Origin of the sequence: Acinetobacter sp. UBA3106 (genome assembly GCA_002365595.1) — a bacterium.
In the GTDB taxonomy this organism is placed as follows: Bacteria; Pseudomonadota; Gammaproteobacteria; order Pseudomonadales; family Moraxellaceae; genus Acinetobacter.
The window spans coordinates 62,617-81,830 of sequence record DFAM01000017.1; the positions used below are offsets into that span (position 1 = coordinate 62,617).

12 protein-coding genes and 1 tRNA gene are annotated in these 19,214 nt (G+C 41.2%); 4 read left to right on the forward strand and 9 right to left on the reverse strand.

Annotated elements, in window-relative coordinates:
• Window positions 1–34 precede the first annotated feature (34 nt).
• The 9 genes from B4C48_RS09845 to B4C48_RS09885 form a co-directional block, all read right to left on the reverse strand.
• A complete protein-coding gene (locus B4C48_RS09845; RefSeq protein ID WP_291356010.1) occupies window positions 35–2,950 on the reverse strand; it encodes a hypothetical protein in 2,916 nt (971 codons plus the stop codon).
• 4 nt (window positions 2,951–2,954) lie between these two features.
• Window positions 2,955–4,028 carry an OmpA family protein gene (locus tag B4C48_RS09850; protein WP_291356012.1) on the reverse strand — a complete coding sequence of 358 codons (1,074 nt, stop codon included), beginning with the start codon at window positions 4,026–4,028 and terminating at the stop codon, window positions 2,955–2,957.
• A 3-nt stretch (window positions 4,029–4,031) separates the two neighbouring features.
• Complete coding sequence (locus B4C48_RS09855; protein ID WP_291356014.1) at window positions 4,032–10,046, reverse strand: SdrD B-like domain-containing protein; 6,015 nt, start codon at window positions 10,044–10,046, stop codon at window positions 4,032–4,034.
• A 99-nt stretch (window positions 10,047–10,145) separates the two neighbouring features.
• A complete protein-coding gene (locus tag B4C48_RS09860; RefSeq protein ID WP_291356016.1) occupies window positions 10,146–12,938 on the reverse strand; it encodes a hypothetical protein in 2,793 nt (930 codons plus the stop codon).
• Between the two features lie 42 nt (window positions 12,939–12,980).
• Window positions 12,981–13,460, reverse strand: a complete 480-nt coding sequence (locus tag B4C48_RS09865; RefSeq protein WP_291356018.1) for a hypothetical protein — start codon at window positions 13,458–13,460, stop codon at window positions 12,981–12,983.
• A 563-nt stretch (window positions 13,461–14,023) separates the two neighbouring features.
• Window positions 14,024–14,203 (reverse strand): phenol hydroxylase subunit, encoded by a 180-nt coding sequence (locus tag B4C48_RS09870; protein ID WP_291356020.1) that lies wholly within the window; start codon window positions 14,201–14,203, stop codon window positions 14,024–14,026.
• A gap of 685 nt (window positions 14,204–14,888) precedes the next feature.
• On the reverse strand, window positions 14,889–15,173 hold the full coding sequence (locus B4C48_RS09875) for a tyrosine-type recombinase/integrase (protein ID WP_291356022.1): 285 nt from the start codon (window positions 15,171–15,173) through the stop codon (window positions 14,889–14,891).
• Complete coding sequence (locus tag B4C48_RS09880; RefSeq protein ID WP_291356024.1) at window positions 15,170–15,688, reverse strand: integrase arm-type DNA-binding domain-containing protein; 519 nt, start codon at window positions 15,686–15,688, stop codon at window positions 15,170–15,172. Before B4C48_RS09880 ends, B4C48_RS09875 begins: the two co-directional genes overlap by 4 nt.
• A gap of 150 nt (window positions 15,689–15,838) precedes the next feature.
• Window positions 15,839–15,914: transfer RNA gene (locus B4C48_RS09885), tRNA-Arg, on the reverse strand.
• Between the two features lie 178 nt (window positions 15,915–16,092).
• Between B4C48_RS09885 and B4C48_RS09890 the strand changes: the two genes are divergently transcribed.
• From B4C48_RS09890 to B4C48_RS09905, 4 genes are all read left to right on the forward strand, one after another.
• Window positions 16,093–17,028: an ABC transporter ATP-binding protein gene (locus B4C48_RS09890; RefSeq protein ID WP_291356026.1), complete on the forward strand. Its 936-nt coding sequence runs from the start codon at window positions 16,093–16,095 to the stop codon at window positions 17,026–17,028.
• Entirely contained in the window at window positions 17,025–17,798 is a 774-nt protein-coding gene (locus tag B4C48_RS09895) for an ABC transporter permease (protein WP_291356028.1), read from the forward strand. The genes B4C48_RS09890 and B4C48_RS09895 overlap by 4 nt, the downstream gene beginning before the upstream one ends.
• Entirely contained in the window at window positions 17,798–18,613 is an 816-nt protein-coding gene (gene queF, locus B4C48_RS09900) for an NADPH-dependent 7-cyano-7-deazaguanine reductase QueF (protein WP_291356030.1), read from the forward strand. Before B4C48_RS09895 ends, queF begins: the two co-directional genes overlap by 1 nt.
• 26 nt (window positions 18,614–18,639) lie before the next feature.
• A partial coding sequence (locus tag B4C48_RS09905) for a hypothetical protein (protein ID WP_291356032.1) occupies window positions 18,640–19,214 on the forward strand: 575 nt, incomplete at its 3' end.

The following is a 19,214-nucleotide window of genomic DNA, read 5'->3' on the forward strand; positions in this document are numbered from 1 at the left end:
CATAAATTAGACAATCATTATCATGTTAAACCTCTCATTGCATTTTGATGCCAAAATACAGAGACTTTTCCTGTTGTGATAACAGCTCTTTTAAGATCGTCTTAATTTTAGCTGTGCCATCATCTTCAATTGTATTGTTGCTACTATCGGTAATGTTTTGACCATTACTTCCTACAATTGGCAATATACCTGAAAGTGCCCATTGCTGGGTATAAGCGGGATACATATCGTTAATCACTACATTGCTTAATGCCGTACTGCCAGTATTTTTCACCATAATCCGGTAAATCAGACATTGATTCGGTTTCAGGTTTTCATTTTGTACGGTATACGTTGCATTGATCACTGCCGCGGCATTTGCCATACTGCAATTTTCAACTTTGAATTGCGATTTCATAATTTTTAACTGATTCGGACTGACCGTAATCAAGTCCGTATTACTTAAATCAGCTAATGTCATGTCTTTCCCGACATTATCCGGCTTGGCAATCAGCTTAACTTGACTACTCATACCATTGTTGGCCATTGATGGGGCTTCAACTTTAATCAATAAAGTGACCGATTTATTCGGTTCAATGATATTGTTTAATTCAGTCTCTGTGCCGGACAGTAAAGTATCACTTGCATCTAGCGTGTCATTGCCATTTTGATCCAAAAACAAGGTATATAAAAAGCCATCGGTACGATTGACTGGGTTAATACTGACCTTCACTTTAGTTTCATTTTCCACACCATAGTTGGTCAGACGGTGCAAAAATACATAGCTCCCCCCGATCCCCACCTGTGCACTTTGGTCATTGCTTAATTCCAATGTACGCTTTTTGGGCTGGGGAATCACAGCATCCAGAACAATGTCAGCCAAGCCCGACTGAAGCGACTCGATTGCAAACCAGATATTGGTGGTCGCTGTCACAGAAGAATAAACGGTCACAACTGCGCAGAGCTGTGCGGTGCTATTGGCTGCAACATTCAGTTGAGTAATCTGCTGGCCACTTACCCCCGTTTTACATTGCGCAAGATCTGCTTTATAAAATTCAATTTTTAAACCAGAACTAAAGGGTGTGACACTATTTTTAACCAAGGTTGAATACTCACCCGTCCCCAGTGTTGGCTCAATTTTGCTACTGGATGCATACAGCTGATAATCCTGTGCCAGATTACCGTAATTCTGAACATTGAGTGGGAAATATACTTTGGTGTTACTGTCTGATTTTTGAGTCCAAAGTGGTGTGGAACCGGTTCGGCCTTCTTTGCCAATGATAAACATACCCGCACCAGTTGCAGCAGCATCTGCTGCAGGAGCATTGCTGATATTATTGGATAAATCACTTTTGGCCGCAACCATGCTCTTTACGGTTGAAGTGTTATTGCCGGGAACCAGATCCTGCATCTTGGTGGTTTCAATAATGGCTGTATTTTCTACAAAACCCACACTTGTAGTATCTGTGTCGGTGACTTTTAAATTTTTAACCGTAAAGATGTATTTTGCATTGGCGGGAATATCGCCTAAACTTAAACCACTACCTGCAGTGGTACTGCTCAACAGTGCAGTCAATGCATTGGCATCTGTCCAAGTCGAAGGACAAGCCTTGCTGGTACCATCGGTCAAATCTTCACAGATCAGACTGGTTTGATTTGCAGCATTACCGCTCGTCACCTGAAGTAAGTTTTTGAAATTATCTCGCAGGAGTACTCCATCTGCCTGCACGGCAGTCTTATTGATGACATCCAGCTGATAAGAAATCAGGTTATCTTTTTGAACCACCGACTCTGGTGTTAGGCTTTTGACGACCGCCAAATCAATATCATCTTCTTGGATCTTGAGATCAAATTTGACATCTGCACTCACATTACCACAGGTACTCAAATTGGTGGAAACAGCTTTACTGTTCGCATCCAGCGCGAATTCAAACGGTAGATTGATATCAGTATTGGTTTGAGTATTGCCAAGAATTTTAATTACCAAATCATTGACCTGAACCCCTTTGGTATAATCTAGGGTAGCGTTATAGACTGGGGTGTAATTAAAAGTTACTTTGTCTGGATTTGCGGTCACCAAACTATCTGCTGAACCCAATTCAACCAAGCCTGATGCAGTTTGCTTATATAATCTGTAATTTTTTCCATATACCGCTTTAGTCTGAGCATAGCCCGTCAGATATTCAATTTTAAATTGCAGGGTAGGCATATCACTCTGACTTAAAATTTGTCCAACAACATTAAAAGGTACAGAATGGGTCTTCCCTGTTGCATCCTCACCTTCGTAAAAACGCCCTGAAGCCGCACTAAATTCAACTGCAGGTTTTAATTTTAATGAAATATCATCAATAAAATTACCTAAGGTTACACTGCTATATTTTGTTGCAGCAAAGATAAAGTCATAGATACCGCTATTAACTGAAACAACGGCTTTAGCTCCGATAGGATTGGCATCCACCCATGTCCATAGTTTAGTAGATTGCTGTGCGCCAATTTTCTGTAACTGAGTAAAACCTAGGCGATCTGCGTTTACTTTCCCGATATAAAAAGTAGCCTCTTCCGTACTGCTTGATCGAGCGGCATGCCTGAAATTCCACTCAAACTCTTCACCTTTTATCAAACATACTGGCTGATACAGTGCAGATGCATCCTCAGCATTAAGTTCAGCATATTGATTATTGATATTTGCTGTCCCCCAGTCCGCAGTTGCATTGCCATCTGGGCCTTTACCGCGCCAAATTTCAATTAACTTAGGGGTTTTATGGGTGGTTTTCCAACCTTCCACTGCCGTTTCAGCAAATTGCTGATAACTGCCGCTCAACGTGGGTTTGTTAAAACTTAAATTAATAAAACTCCGCTGAATTTTAACTTTACTGGTATCTGCTGCAGCATCTGCTGCATTGACCTCAGCCACACCGCCCACCATTAAAACTAAAGATGCCAAAACATGAGGTAAATATCGCTTGATCATAATGTTATTTCACCTGCACTTTTTGCAGTTTTGACTCTATTTGTAAATCTTGCCACTGCGGCAAATATTTAATTTCAATCCCAGGTACATCTGTAACCTGCAGAACCACCCGACGGCTTTTGGCTTCAGCTATTTTCATCTCTGTATCGGTTTGAAAATTAACTGCACCCTTGGCTTCAGTCGTAATATTTGCAATATCCATGCCCTGTAATACAAGATAATCTTGCACCGCCTGAACACGGTGCTGTGCCAGCTGTATGTTATAGTTCGGGCTTGCATGACGATCGGTATAACCCTTTAAAATAACAGACAATTGCGGATATTTTTTCAACTGAGTTCCCCATTGTTGCAGCACCGTCTGGCTGGCTGGGCTTAAATCTGCACTGTCCCGGGCAAAATGTACAATATTATTGATCTTTAAACTATTAGACTGTTGATTTAATTGTACTTTGGCTAGAGGCCAAAATGCAGAATTCACCCCCTGACAGCCATTGCCATTCAGCTGCTGCAATGAAGGCAACTGCTCTGGCTGCCAGCTGATAGCCGTGCGCTGTACACCTGTAGATTCAACCACCTGATCTAAAGCCTGTTGCACCGCATTGAAAGGTTCTTGGGCATGTTTCCAGCCCAACTCGCAATATTCTGCCGCAGCCCAAACCAGCATCACCTCTGCATGTGCCAGACTTTCTGGCGCTTTATCAATAGCACCCTGCTGTTTTAAATATTCAATCTGCCACCACAAATCACGGCGCATGACTTGTGACACGCTTAAGACTGGTGTGGTTAAACTCAATTTTTGCTTGGACTGCAGCCCACTGACAATACTTTGAGCCTGTTGCAAAGCTTCCTGCCCGGCAACGGTTAAACTGTGCTCAGATTGTTGATTGACTGCATAGCTTAGCCACATTTTTGCCTTGTAAGCGTGATAACGAGTCAGTGCATCAGCATCAGTATATTGTTGTAAAGTAGTAGATAACGTATTAATTTGATGCCGAGCATCAGCAGCTAAAAAGGGGGCAGCATATAGCAAGTTGTTCCCTAAAAATAAAGCTGTAAGCAGTCCAATCAGTTGTTTCATGTTTTATCGTTCCTGTTCTGGCTCTAAAGCAAAATTTGTATTTGCCGAACGGCGACCAAACAGATCTTCATCAAACTTGAATCTGAATCTTAAATACGCACCCTCCCCGGTTGAACTGGTATTCGCCAGTTCATCATCCTGATAACCCATAAAGTTATAACCTGCTGAAACCCAAAGATTGGTTGCAAGCAAATATCCTAATTCTGTCCCGACCAAATAACGCGTCCCTGCACCACGGTTGGCCCATAAAGCGCCTGCCTGTACACTCATGTCCCAACGTTCATTGATGTCATAAATCACACGACCACTGAATAACTGTGTTAGAGCATTGCTAGTAATATGATCTTCATCGAGCTCAGACCATTTCGCGGCATATTGACCCGATAAAGTCAGACGGCGCTGCGGATGATAATTCGCATGTACAGAAGTCACATAAGCTTCACGCTTGAATTCTGCTTCTAAATCAGTGGCATTATCTTCATAGTAATATTCAATTTTCGACAAGATATCGAGTTTATTTTGATCATAATCGCGCCATGCATAACCGAGCTGGAAACGGTTGCGTAAGTGATCCCCCTGATCTGCTGCTTTATTATCGACAAAGTTCAGCGTGTTTTTAGTCAGCACGGTTGCATCATCAGATAGCTTGTAGGCATAACCAGTGGTATTGATCAGGGTATCTGAAGTATCCGAACGGCGACCTTCCAAACGGGTGGTCGCTTTCCAACTCTCATGAACTAAATATTCAAGCCCAAGACTCAGTGCAGTGGCATCATTATTGGTATTGTCTTCATTTTTAGATAAAGACTGGATACGCTCAAAACTGCTACTGACATATACACGCGGTTTTAGTTGCCAGCGGTTACGCAATCCCAATGCTGCTTCAGCTTCACGGTTACTGATGCCATCTGCAACACGATACTCACTGAATGCTGAACCATCTTTCATATAGTTGCTGGAAATACCAAACACCGTGCTGTTGGTTTCTTCTGTGCTATTCATGGAGTACAAGCCATCAATTGCTGAAATTACTTCATGGCGGGCATAGACTTCAGTATTGGGTAGAACTTTAGCCGTTCCCCCCACCGATAAAACCTGTTTGTCAGAATTGGATAAATCCTGTTCGTATTCAATAAAAGCTGATGTACCTTTCCAAGGCAGATTACCGGTAAATTTGATACGCCCGGTCGTGCCGTTATATGGACCCAGATTTTCTGTCGCTAACGTTGCCGCCGCACTGGTTTCATCATAATGACGCAGCCCTAATTCCACCGCGAGAATTTTAAAGAAATTACGTTCCAGACTGGCAGACAATCCGGTACGCACACCATTATTGTCTTGATCTTCAGTTCGAATGGCTTCAACGCGTGCCACACCCAGTTTTGCAATCGGTGCGGAAGCCTTGACGCCACTTTCTTTACGTCCTGCACTTATGGTTGCTGCATCATTCTGGAAACCCTCTTCGGCTTGCTGGTGATAGGCACGCACATGGGCAAAGTTCGGTGCATATTCGAATTCTATCCGGGCAGCGCTACCTTGGTTTTTGTCACGGGTTGAATCACTATTGATCTGTGTAATCTGATCTGCCGTAGAGTCGGTATTTTTAGACTGTGCTACTTCAGCAATTAATTTACCGTACTGCCCCACTTTCACCACGGTATTTAAACTGGCAATCTGTTCCTGATTTAATGGGTCATTACTTTGCACAAATGAACCGCCCATTTTCAGATGGCTCTTCATGGCATAACTAAAACTCATCCCACCAACTTGATATTCTTCACCGATTTCATCCGCTTCCACCGTGATACGAATAAAGTTTGGGTTGAGGTCTTGATCGACGCTGGCGACAGCCTGTTTTAAGTAAATGCTGTTGCTATAGGTATCAACTTCATAATCGGTAAAACGGGTTAAGCTTTGTTTGGCAATAATTAAACCAGGATTATTGCGATCTCGGGTCAGAATCTCGACTTTTTCGCTGTTGTCTAAAATAAGTTCATTTGAAATTGAACCCAGACTATAAGGACCAGAAATACCCAGTGCACGATTTTCTGTGACCACTTGACGAGATTTGGTCTCAGCTACAAATGCTGCTGCTTGAAACTTATCACCTTCATGCCCAACTTTAAGTCCCGTCAATGAACGGTTATATTGCCCCAAAGCCAGACCTTCATCTTTCTCTGTATGGGTCACATAGTCGCCATACATGGCATAAGAGCGGCCTTTATCTAAGCGTACATACAATTTGCTGGTCGATTGGGCTTCAAAGCCTTTTGCCGCTGCATCCCCGTAAACTGGATAATATTCATCAGGTTGAATATCCCGGAACAGACGTTGCTTGGAACTTTTATTAGAATCATAAGCCAGGGTTAACAGATAATCGCCTTTGACTTTTCCTTTTAGGAACATTGCAGCGCGACCAGTCAATGAGGTGTCATTACCCCACTGCGCAATTTCATTCAGCTCATCTTCAAAACCATCATTACGACCCACACTGTGCAGCTGTGTGTTATCAAAATTATTAAAGTTAACTGAACCTTCAATTAAACCCACGGCAATCAGCGGACGTAAATCTGCCTGAAACTGAATGTCGATTTCTTGTTTGAGTAAACCACTGCTGACGCGTAGTTTTCCACGTGCAGGAGCATTCGGTGCAAGAATCGGAATAATCATCTCACCACCTTCAATGAAGGTTTGAATACCGGGCTCATTTGGATTTAAATCTTGAAGATCAATAATCCCGATATCACTTTCTAAAGTGATCGAGGTACGGGTGGCAACCTTGACACCTTGTTTGTCTTGCAACTGAACTCGCAGCTGCATCACATCACGGCCATTGGCCATCACCGAAGCTTGCGGTTGTTGTAACTTCAGCTGATGAATTTCATCCGGAACAATCACTTGGATTTGTTGGCTTTCACGGACATTGCCAGCAAAATCCAGTTGTTCAGCACGAATGCTGTTTTTACCGATTTTTAATGCCACTCCGACATATTCAACGGCTTGTTTACGTTGCTCATCCAGAATGGCTAATTTACCGCGTTGTTTATCTGCCACCACCACATCATTGACTAAAACACGCTGTGTCGCGCCGGTTGCACCTTGAACTTGAATCGTCGTTTGGGCATGGGGTAGAACCTGTCCTTCTTTTAAGTTCAAAATTTCTAAAGCATTGTTTTCGCTACGCTTTAAATATTCTTCAAGATTTACTAAAACAGGCGGTTTTACGGGATCAATCAACAATTGCGCTTGTTTTTGTGCAGCCAAATCCCCCCGATTCAATAAGCAATTCTGATCATTGTCATTTGCCAAACAGCCTTGGGCGTTTTCTGAACGGGTACTGCTTTCCAGATAGCTCGGTGCATCAATAGAAAGTTGCTTGTTAATCGCTTTTTCAAGATTTAAATTGCTGCTGTTAATTTTTTCCTGACGCTGTTTGATTGCATCTGTTAAGGGTGCAGAACAGGCATCTATCTGATTCGCCATGGCGAAATCAGCACGATGCAATTCGCCACGTTTGACATCGACAAAGCGGCTGGATGGATCACCTGCATTTCGGTTGGACTGAGTCAGCAACTCTACGCCGGCAGGTAACGTGGTGCGGTCAATTTTAAGCACATGGGTTTTTGCCGACACGCCGTAAAAGTCATATTTACCTTCACGGTCCGTGATGACATAACTGCCATCTTCCATGTAGATACGGACACCCGGCACACCCAACTCGCCTTTATCCTGTATGCCATTACGGTTACAGTCGGTATAAACTTTACCTACCACAAATGCATCGGCACTAAACGCACCCGGACGAACTTTAACTTTAGCCTGTGCTTCATTTGAACTGAGACCAGAACCATCCACTGCACGAGCCCGGTTAATTCCATCCCCATTTAAAGCATTGGGTCCGACCAGAACACGGTATTCAATTTTGGCACTGGCATTGACTGCAAGATCACCTAGACCCAAAGTTAGATAAGGGCCTTTGCCACCTTCCGGGTCTGCCACTGGTTTGCCATCAATACGCATGGTACTTGGCACATAGCTAAAACCACGCGGTAAACTGTCTTGCAATTTGACATCACGTGCAAGTACATCCCCTTTATTACTCACGGTAATACTGTAATTGGTGAAATCACCCAATTCGATACTGCTATCACGTGCAGTTTTTTGTACCATCAAACCCGATTGGCTTAATAGCGGGTCAATCGGAATATCTATATTCAATGCCGGACTGCTGGATGTCAGGGTAAATAAGCCACCATAAGAATATTGCGAATGTACCGCCATGCCGTTAAATGAGCTGATCGGATAAACCACCTGATCGCTGACAAAACTATATTGATGAGTAGCAATTGTTGAGGTATCGACTAACAATTTATAGTTACCCGGAATCACTTGCGGATAAACAAACTCACCTGTCGCAGACGTTACCTGTTTCGCAGGAATTGAACGTAAAGCCCCTGTGGTACGGTCAACTTCAAAAGCCACATTATTACCGACCGGCTGATCATTTTCATCCACCAGTATAACGGTTGCCCCAGCCACAGGCTTTTTCGTTTTTGCATCGAAAATAATGCCGTATGGATCAATCAATATCTGCGTTGAAATATCATTAATCGGTGTAGTGACCTGACCTTGCTCGTCGACGCATTCAACCAGACTCGCTGTAACCTCATCACGTTTAAGCGTTTGTAAAACAGCATCATTCAGATTTTTTTCTGCATTTTCTTCAGTATCTAAACTAAATTGGAACAGACCGGTATTTTCACCACTTTCCATGGCAGAAATAATAACAATATCACCCGTCAATTTAGACTGAATACGAATGCGTGCCTGCTCTTTGCTAAAACGGTGAGCATTACAAACCGCGGCATTGGTTTTTAAATAAATCGGTTCATTAACTTTGCCGGTATACAAGCTGATTTTAAAATCATTTGTGGTGCTATCCAAAGTTGGCTGACCCACAACCTTGGTTTCAACTTTATTGGATAAGGTTTTTTGATTCACTTGCCCTTTTTGATGCAGAACATAAGCTCCATTCACCAATGTGGTATAGCTAATGGTCGGCTGCGTTTTAACCTTTAACTTAATCTCGCTTTTTTGACCGGCTGCAAATGGTTTTTTATAAGCAACGACGGCATGGCCAATTTGGCTTTTATCCTGAGGTAAATGACTTGAATATTGCCCTTCTGCCAACTTATGCAAAACCAGTGTATTAGAAGCCAGATCTGAAACCTGAATATCTTCAAAAACAGTATTTGCCGGCAAAGGATCTTCAACAATCACCCATGATTGTTCCTGTCCATCCACCGTGACTGTTGCAGGAGATACTGGTAATAATGCCGAGTTGGTTACCGTCAAAGTATAATTCAGGGTTTGTGCCTGCTGAGTTATGCTAAGCAGTTGTTGGTCTACGGCTTTTTCTATTTTTAACTTTGCTTCAAAGACCTGTACAGGGTCTTGCACTGTTTTTTGTTGTTGCGGTTCTTCACGAATTTGTGCGGTTAAAGGAAGCTCTAACTTGGACTGATCGGGAGTTTGTAATGAGGTATCTGCCACGACCCATAAGTGTACAGTTTGATTGGGTTGTAATTCTAATCCATCTTTAATCAGGGTGTCTGAAATATCCAGAACACCATCTTGATTGGCATCTAAATAGATTTTTAAATTGGATAAATGGTTAATAGCCACGGTTTTAAAATCAAACCACGCATTTGTATTACTGGTATTGGTCACCTGATTTAACCAGATGACTTTTGAACCCGCTTCTACTTGCTGGAGCTGATTTGGAAATAGTTCAAGACCATAAAACTTTGCAATTTCGATATTGACTGCATTGGATTGAGTTGTTCGCAGTAATTGTCCACCGTTCAAATCACTAACTTCAAAACTTGCATAAGCAATATTCTGAATCATTTGTCCAGCCATAGGCATCGCAGCATGACCGTGCTGTGCAAAGAACAAAGCAGATGCAAGTGCAGACAAAGATAATGTCTCCACTTTCTTATTCATTGCTTTTTTCATTGCCACACCCCAAAACCAAAAATACGAAAATACAAATAATTAGAACAAACGAATGGAGTCCCTCTCTTCGAAAAAAGAGGGAGAAGAGTTTTTTAAAGATTATGGAGTGGTTGATTTATCAACTGTGACAGCAAACTTCAATGTGGCAAAAGCGCCAGGAGTTAAAGTACCGACATTGTAATTTATATTACCGTTAGCTTCTGTTGGTGCAGTGCCTTGAGCTGCTGGCTCACGTGCTACAGAACCGGTTTTGTACTTTGTGTATGCCGGCACAGCATCATTGATTACAACAGCAGTTGCATCAGCATTACCCTGGTTTGTTGCCTTTACTTTATAAAATACGCATTGACCAGGTTTAGCATTCTGTAAGTTTGCAGTATAGTCAGTATCAACGGGTGCTGCTGTACAGTCTGCAGCAAACTGGAATTTTTCTAAACGTACTGAACCTAGGTTAATTACTGTGCGGTCTGTAATTGATAAAATGCTGTTTGAACCTAATACAGCGTTAGCTTCAGGCTGAATTTGTACTGTAGATGTATAAGACTGGCCGGCCGTTGCAGTTGCTGCCGCTTCAACTTTTACATAAACAGTAACGGACTCGCCTTGCTGCAAACCAGGTAACTTAGATACATCAAATTTTGCATTTTGCAAAATGCTGTTTAAAGCACCTGTACCTGTTACAACTTCATTAGCATCCAGAATACCGTTACCATCTGTGTCCACATAAACAGTTACCGTTTCACCTGCTGTTGGCGTTGGTAAAATAAAGTTCAATGTTTTACCATCAGCTGCTTCAGTAACGTTACCAATGTTGGTTAAGGTATGGCTGTAAATAATGCTGCCACCAGGGGCTAACTGGCCTTGACGGTCTGGCGTAAAGCTGATTGCGCGCTGTGCTGCAACGGTCAGTTTGAATCCAATGCTATCATTGCTGCCGGTAGAGGGCGAGCTGATGTTGACTGTAATAGTTTTTGCAATATCCGTTGCTGGCGTGCCATCTGGTGTTGTAACCACCAGGCAGTAACTGCCCGTACCGCCATTGGCGATTGTACCGGAGTTGGTTACTTTCGTGTTTGTACATTTGCCAGCTGCGTCTTTTCCAAAAAGTTCCGCTGTCCAGCCGGTTGGAATGCCTGTAACTACAATATTGTAGTTGTCCGGCGTACCGCCTGTATTTTTGATCGTAACATCCAGCTGTTTAGGTGTACCTGGAACTAAAGCTGTGTCAGGAACACCTGTGCTGCTATTCAAGCCATCACCGACATAAACGGGCGATCCTGTTGTGCCTGTATTATGTACCAAGTCCACAGCACTCTTTGTAAATGAATCAACAACCAAAGAAATGGTATCTTTATTGCTACTGTTGTTGACTGAAGTGCTGGTCATAGTCAATTTAGTGCCTGCAGCAACTGTGCCGCTGGTTGGCAAAGTAACCCGTACCACAAATTTTAAGCTGCCACCCGCTTCAATCGGACCAGTATTGTTATCTGTCACTGGTGTTTTACCGTCAGCCTTCAGAATTTCAATGATGCTGCCGTTTGGCAAAGCGCCAGTCGTTGCAGCAACACTAAGGCTATAGCTGTCAGTCGTTGTGCCTGAGTTGTGGACATAAATCACATCGCCGCCCGAGGTGTTATTGCCAAAGACAATGGCCTGACCTTGCGAAGCTGTTGCATGGACTTCATCATCAATGCCCGTAGCGCTGCCGACTGGAACATTCTTGTCAATCCAAGAAACGTCTTTATCATCGTTAATTGAATGGGCAGTTATGCCTACAACAGTAACATTGTTCGGGTTAGATGGAACTAATGTCGTATCCGTAGTTGTCGGTGGAACAGATGGAACATTCGCTGGTGTTAATGGCGTACTTGTACCTGGTGTGAAGCCATCAGTATCTGCATATGCCGTGTTGGTAATTTTTTCACCATTTGCAGCAGCGTTTTTAACCTTAACAGTAAAAGTTAATTTACCGGTTGAACCCGCAGCAAGTTTTCCTGCATTAAAGGTAAAAACCTCTTTTGCATCACTACGACCACTAGATACATAAGCAAATTTATCACTATCTGTAGCATCACGAGTTAATGCTGAAGCGCTGCCATTATAATAGGCAGTTAATTTGCTATCAGCTGTATCAGCAAATGTTACATTGCTTGGGAGTACGTCATAAATAATGACATCTGAAGTGGCTGCAGCTGTACCTTTATTTTGGAAAGTCAAAGTATAGGTAATGTAACCATTGGCGCTAATTGTACTAACACTGGCTTCTTTTTTAATTTCAATGACTGCACCTGTAATAATGGTGGCTTTGTCAGTGTTGGATACTGTATCTTTGCCAATATCATATAGAGCCGTTTTGTTTGATGTTGCAGTTAAAGTCAGGCTGTCATTTTGACCTGCTGTCGCTGCCAATGGCGTTTTAGCCACTACAACCAGGCCAATGGATTCACCGGCAGCTAATTCAATCGCTGTTGTTGATGCTAAAGCGGCTGCGCCGTTATCAGCTATGCCATCTTGATTGCGGTCAATATAAACATCATGGCTAGCCCAATCAAAAGTACCAGCCTCATTTGTAATCCTAAGCGTGAAAGAGTCCGTACCATTACCGGTATTTGTCAAAATATGCGGGAAACTTACACTGCTGTTAGCTGCGGTTTGACGCTCATTAGACTGCACAAGAGTAAAGCTGCCCACTTGTGCTACAAGCGTTTTAACCACGTTAGATGTTACTACGCGCTCAGTTTGCGTATTATCTGTATACGTTGCGGTTGCAACGTTACTAATATTCGTACCAGCTAAAGGTGCAGCAGCCATAGCCTGGCTAACAAGCAACGATACCCCACCCATTACTGCCAGTGATGCAGCAATTTTACTTAATTGAAAATTATTTTTCATAAAGAACCCAACAATAAAGTCGATATTGACCAATTAAAAATTTTATTTAGATGTATTAACTTGTACTTGAGCAGAAACAATAATTTTCTGTTTTGGTTTTAACTCACTCACATTCCATTGTAAAAAGCGATATTCAGCCAGTGGAACATTCACTTTTTTGCCATTTTCCATACGGGTGAGTGGTGCTTTAGCAAAACTTTTACCGTCTACTGAAGCATAGGCATCTTGGGGTAAGCTTTGCCCTGTGTAAGTTACATCCGCAGGAAGTGGAAGATTCAACTTTAAATTTTTCAGACTTTGACTTGATATATTTGAATATTCGACTTTGTACTCAAGCAATGCCGTTGGCTTTACTCGATCGGTTGCTTTTAATTCTTTTTTTACTTTTTGGTTTGCCTCTATCTGAAACACTTTCATATCAGCAACTAAAGCTTGGCTATTCGCGAAGGAAGAGGTTGTCCATCCTGAGACTAATAGCAAAGATAGAGGAATCAAACTCAAAATTTTTTCGGATTTAATCATTTTTTGATACATTTCTTAACATAATGTCACTGTATTTTCACATTAGAAAATAAAAAAATACACAAAAATGTCGCACAAGTCACATTTTTCTTGTAAATGGTGTATCTATTGTCTTTTTATCAAAATAATTTTCACTTATTGACATTTTTTATCACAAAAAATAGTGATTAATTCAAAGTCTAGTCACTTAAGTCTGCTAGTTATTTAATATTATCTGATTTCTGTTCCGACTTTCTTTGTATGATCATGAGCTTTGCTCAAACTCTCATTAAACTTTGTGGATTAGATGGGACAATATTGGATTACTGTAAGCTATGTAGAAAAGTAGAAAAAAGGTATATTGCGATTAGCTAACAAAAAAGTCTTGATGGGGTTTATCCATTCGTCAATTCAACTTGTTTAAAGTTTTTAGGGCAAGTTAATGAAAGCCTAAGAAACATCAGCCTGAATATCACCACTAATTGCATAAACTTAGTATCAGTATAGATGATGAAACCCTGCAAATAGGTTTAGCTCAGCTAATTAGAAAAATGTCGGTGGCTCTTAAGTTCGTGTAGACTTACTTACTCAAACTCCATTGGATGGGCAGATTGACTGTGCCTAATCATTTCTACAGCTAACTCTGCATCACTTATCGAAAATTCAAATTCGATATATTTTTCCCGCTGAGTACCTGTAACATGAATAAAGCAAGGAGGCTGTTCTACATCTAATGGCTGTATATCAAAATCATCATATTCCACTTAAGCTTTACTAGAATCCCTATGCCAAATTTAAATATTATTTTTTTCAAATACTTATAATTTTGTCTTTATAAAATTCTTAAGCTATGATGTATGAATTAAGAAAATTCTCAAGTCTCTGAAATTTCTTAGCTGTATAAGCCCCTCTTTAATTAGCCATTTTATCTAACTAAAAGGTATCTACAAAATCGGTGGCTATTCATACTCTTTTAACTTTTAAGCTACGAAAAATTATTATTTCAAGTTTAAATACATTCTCTTTGAGAAATATATAAATCGGGCTTTTTAGCCCGATTATTTCGTAAGAGAAAAATTTGCTATCGAAATAAAACCATTAGATTAAAAAACTATTTCTCAGTACCAATCGATTATGATTCCTCTTACTTTGGGGGATTGTCGAGGATCTTTCTCAATCAGAAAAGCACAAGCAATGGTCTCATTCTCCGGCTTAGAAATAGGAAATAAAGATCCGGTGGTCGCAAGTCTGAATCAAGAATATCGACAACGCTTAGAGAAATCTCTCCTCGCACTTTTTCGTTTTATCTCGCATAGACACAAAACAATATTCTGTATATCCAGTAATGCAATACAATTCTTGGAACAGCTTCAGGACTTGATCGTACAAAGGAACCATATGTTGTGGGGCTGTCTGATTTTTGATCTTAGGCGGTGTATAACTTCATGTTCAATTTTCAAAATCGATATCTGCCCACTTTGCTGCACGTAATTCTCCAGGACGCACAAATACATGGGGTAAGATTTTGACTGCATAATCAATAGCAATATCCCCACGACCTGCATGTGTATTGATATTCTTTAATAGTTTTCCTAGCTTTTGCTTATCAGTAATAGCCGCTCGATGCTTAGTTTTACCCACCTTCAGAATACCGCTAATTTGATCAGCAACATTGAACTGACACACCCCTAAGGCAATCGCATAGCGAAAAACTTGAGATGCTTTACTTCTCATTCGCTTTGCAAAGTCATTTTTAACTTGTTTCTCATAAAGACGACATACTTCCAAATTTGAGAGGGTGTTATTACATCAATAGGAAATTCGCCAATAGCCGCATAAAGCTTATCCCAGACAAACTGATTCCGACGTTGTGTACTTGCTTCTAGCTCTTCATTCTTACGGTGTTCATCTGCTACTGATCTAAAACTATTATTTCGACATTGGGACTGTTTATCTTGCTTTTGAATTGCTGGGTCAATATTCTGCGCAAGCAGTTCTCTAAACTCACTTCGTTTTGCACGAGCGCTGGCCAATGTACAACTTGGATAAATACCGATAGCTATAGTGGCTCTTTTCTTAGAGATTGGGCGAATATAATCAAAACGCCAATATGCCCCACCTTTTTTATCTAACAATAAATAAAGACCACCACCATCTGAAAGCTTGATATTTTTTTCAAATGATTTCTTTTGCATTGATATTGCAGACTTAATTTTTGAGTCAGTCAGACTGATAACTAATTTAGGCATTTTTTACGGTATATTTTTTCAGAAATGGAATGTACCGTAAAAGATTACGGTATCCTAAAACGCCTTTGGATAGTATCGGACAACCCAGTTGCGTAAGTTATTTATTTTAAATGATTTTCAGATAACATCGGAAGGGATGAAACAAGAAAATGGTGCGCTCAGCGGGACTCGAACCCACGCCACAGGCTTCGGAGACCTGTACTCTATCCAGTTGAGCTATGAGCGCGCGTGCACATCATAACAAAAAAAACCGTAAGGTAAAGCAACTATATATAAGTCATCATTTTTTGTGCTCAGTCTTTATACAATGTTCCAGAATTGCAACAGACTATTCCTGCTTATTTACTTGGTTTATTTTGCAAGATCAATCACAATACTCCTACTATTCACCCGGTGAGAATTTCATGACTGATGCATTGACCTTGAGAGACGTATCCAAAACCTATCGTAATGGTTTTCAGGCACTAAAAGGGATCAACTTGACGGTACCTGAAGGTGAGTTTTACGCCCTCCTTGGTCCCAATGGCGCAGGTAAATCCACCACCATTAGTATCATTAGCTCATTGACCAAAAAAACCTCCGGTACGGTGGAAATTTTTGGGCATAATCTGGATACCCATCCTTCAGCAGCCAAACAATGCCTGGGTGTCGTACCACAGGAATTTAACTTTGGTCAGTTTGAAAAAACCTTTGATATTTTGGTGACTCAAGCCGGCTATTACGGTATTGCTAAAAAAATTGCAGAAAGCCGAGCTGAAGAATATTTAGAAAAATTAGGCTTATGGGAAAAACGTGGCATTCAGGCGCGTATGCTTTCTGGCGGGATGAAACGTCGTTTGATGATCGCGCGTGCCATGATGCATCAACCTAAACTGCTCATTTTGGATGAACCGACTGCCGGTGTAGACATTGAACTACGCCGTTCGATGTGGGACTTCCTTACCGAAATGAATGAAAAAGGCACATCCATCATTTTAACGACACATTATCTTGAAGAAGCGGAAATGCTGTGTCGTCGCATCGCGATTATTGATCGTGGTGTGATTAAGGAAGATACCAGCATGAAATTGTTCCTGAATCAGCTCAGCGAAGAATCCTTTATTTTCGATTTGGTCGAACCGATTCAACCGATTAATATTGAAATTATTGGCGTGCGTTTTAATTTAATTGATCCTGTGACTTTAGAAGTCACCATGGACAAGGCACATACCGTGAATGAATTGTTCCAGCTTATGGAAGCGCAAGGTATTCAGGTGCGCAGTATGCGTAATAAATCAAATCGCTTAGAAGAACTGTTTGTGAAAATGGTGGAAAAAAATCTTGATGGAGCTGCGCAATGAACTTTAATCAACTCAGTGTTGCGCTGTATACCCTGGTGCATAAAGAAGTGCGTCGCTTCATGCGCATTTGGCCACAAACCCTGTTACCCCCTGCGATTACCATGAGTTTGTACTTCGTGATCTTTGGTAATCTGGTCGGTTCACGCATAGGTCAAATGGGCGGCTTTAGCTACATGCAATTTATTGTACCTGGCCTGATTATGATGGCAGTGATTACCAACAGTTATGCCAATGTATCTTCCAGTTTTTTTAGTGCCAAATTTCAAAAAAGCATTGAAGAGCTGATTATGAGTCCCGTGCCTTTACATATGATTCTTTGGGGTTATGTGATTGGTGGCGTCTGTCGTGGTGCCTTGGTCGGTATTATTGTCACTGCAATGAGCCTGTTCTTTACTGACCTTTATATTACCAATTGGTTTGTGACTATATATACCGTGCTGATTACTTCATTTTTATTTTCAATCGGTGGTTTTATTAATGCCGTTTATGCAAAATCATTTGATGATATTTCAATTATCCCCACTTTTGTACTGACTCCACTGACGTATTTAGGTGGTGTATTCTATGCCATTAGTGCTTTAAGTCCTTTTTGGCAAAATCTCTCTTTAATTAACCCGATCGTATATATGGTCAATGCTTTCCGTTTCGGCATTTTAGGTCATAGTGATGTCAATGTTTCTGTTTCATTAAGCATCATCACCTTATGTTGCGTGGCACTTTACGGCGTAGCTTACTATTTACTTTCTCGTGGTTCAGGAATGCGTGAATAATGAGTGTAGAACATTCTCTATTAGGTAAAGACACCAATTATCCAACAGAATATCAACCCGATATTCTGTTTCCAATTTCACGTGCTCAAGCGCGGGAAAAATATGCCCACGTTGCAGGCATTCAGCAAGGCCAAGACTGGTGGCATGTTTTTGAAATTTCTTGGCTCAATGCGGTCGGCATTCCTCAGGTGGCGATTGGCCGTATGACTTTGCCGGCATCTTCTCCCAACCTGATCGAATCAAAATCTCTCAAGCTCTACTTTAACAGTATGAACTTTACTAAATTCGATTCAAAAGAAGCGTTTATTGCCACGGTTGAAAAAGATTTATCTGCTGCTGCCGGTGCACCGGTCACGCTGACTTTATTTCGGGCTGATGATCTGGAGATTGCTCAACCTGAAGGAATCTGTATTGATGATTTAAACCCTGATCACTTAGAGAACCATCCAGATGCAAGCTTATTAAAATTAGATGTAGAAAATAGTGATGCAGTTGAAGTGCAACTATATTCACATTTATTACGCAGTAACTGTCCAGTCACCGGCCAACCCGACTGGGGTACAGTTTTTATACGTTATCAAGGTAAAAAACCTTGTTATCGCAGTATTTTAGCTTATATTATTTCTTACCGTCAGCATAATGGTTTCCATGAACAATGTGTGGAACAGATGTTTGCCGATATCTGGCAAAATCTTGAACCTGAAAAATTGATGGTATATGCAACCTATACACGTCGTGGTGGATTAGATATCAATCCTTGCCGTGTATCCGATGCGACATGGATGCCTCGCCCCATTCGTTTGGCGCGACAATAAAATGAAGAATATTGAGGTTTTTTAACATGCCATTTTTTGGTTTTATTCCTTCTGCAGAATTATTAACAAGTATTCAAACAGCTCAGGAAAAGAAAAATTCCAGCGAACCGCTTTACCCTTTACGTGACAAAACAGCATTGCTTATTAATGAAGAAATCATTGATAGCATTTTGACTGAGCTGGTGCGTCGTTTTCCAACCAGTGATAAACGTGATACGGCCGAAAAACTCGCAGGCTATATCAAATCAACCGTTGCGGTTTTACTGAAACAGTTGATGGGCAAATCTTCAAATGATGTGGTTAAACAATCAATTGAATTTTCGGAAAAAAGCTTGTTTAAAGACGCAGCAGGTAATTTCCGTGTAGGCGAACATTTAGATGCTGGTTTGGTGACTAATCTCAAACACAGTTATGCAGAAATTAAAGCCGGGAATGACATCAATAAAGCAGCTTTAACGGAATCATATAAGCAGTTTGCTGAAGCGACTGTACGTCATTTTATGAATGACTTTAATAAGACCCTTGATTTAGGCATGATCAAGCGTAAAGCTGCGGATCTGGGTTCTGCTGCAGTGATTAAAGCGGTTCATATTGCTGTGGA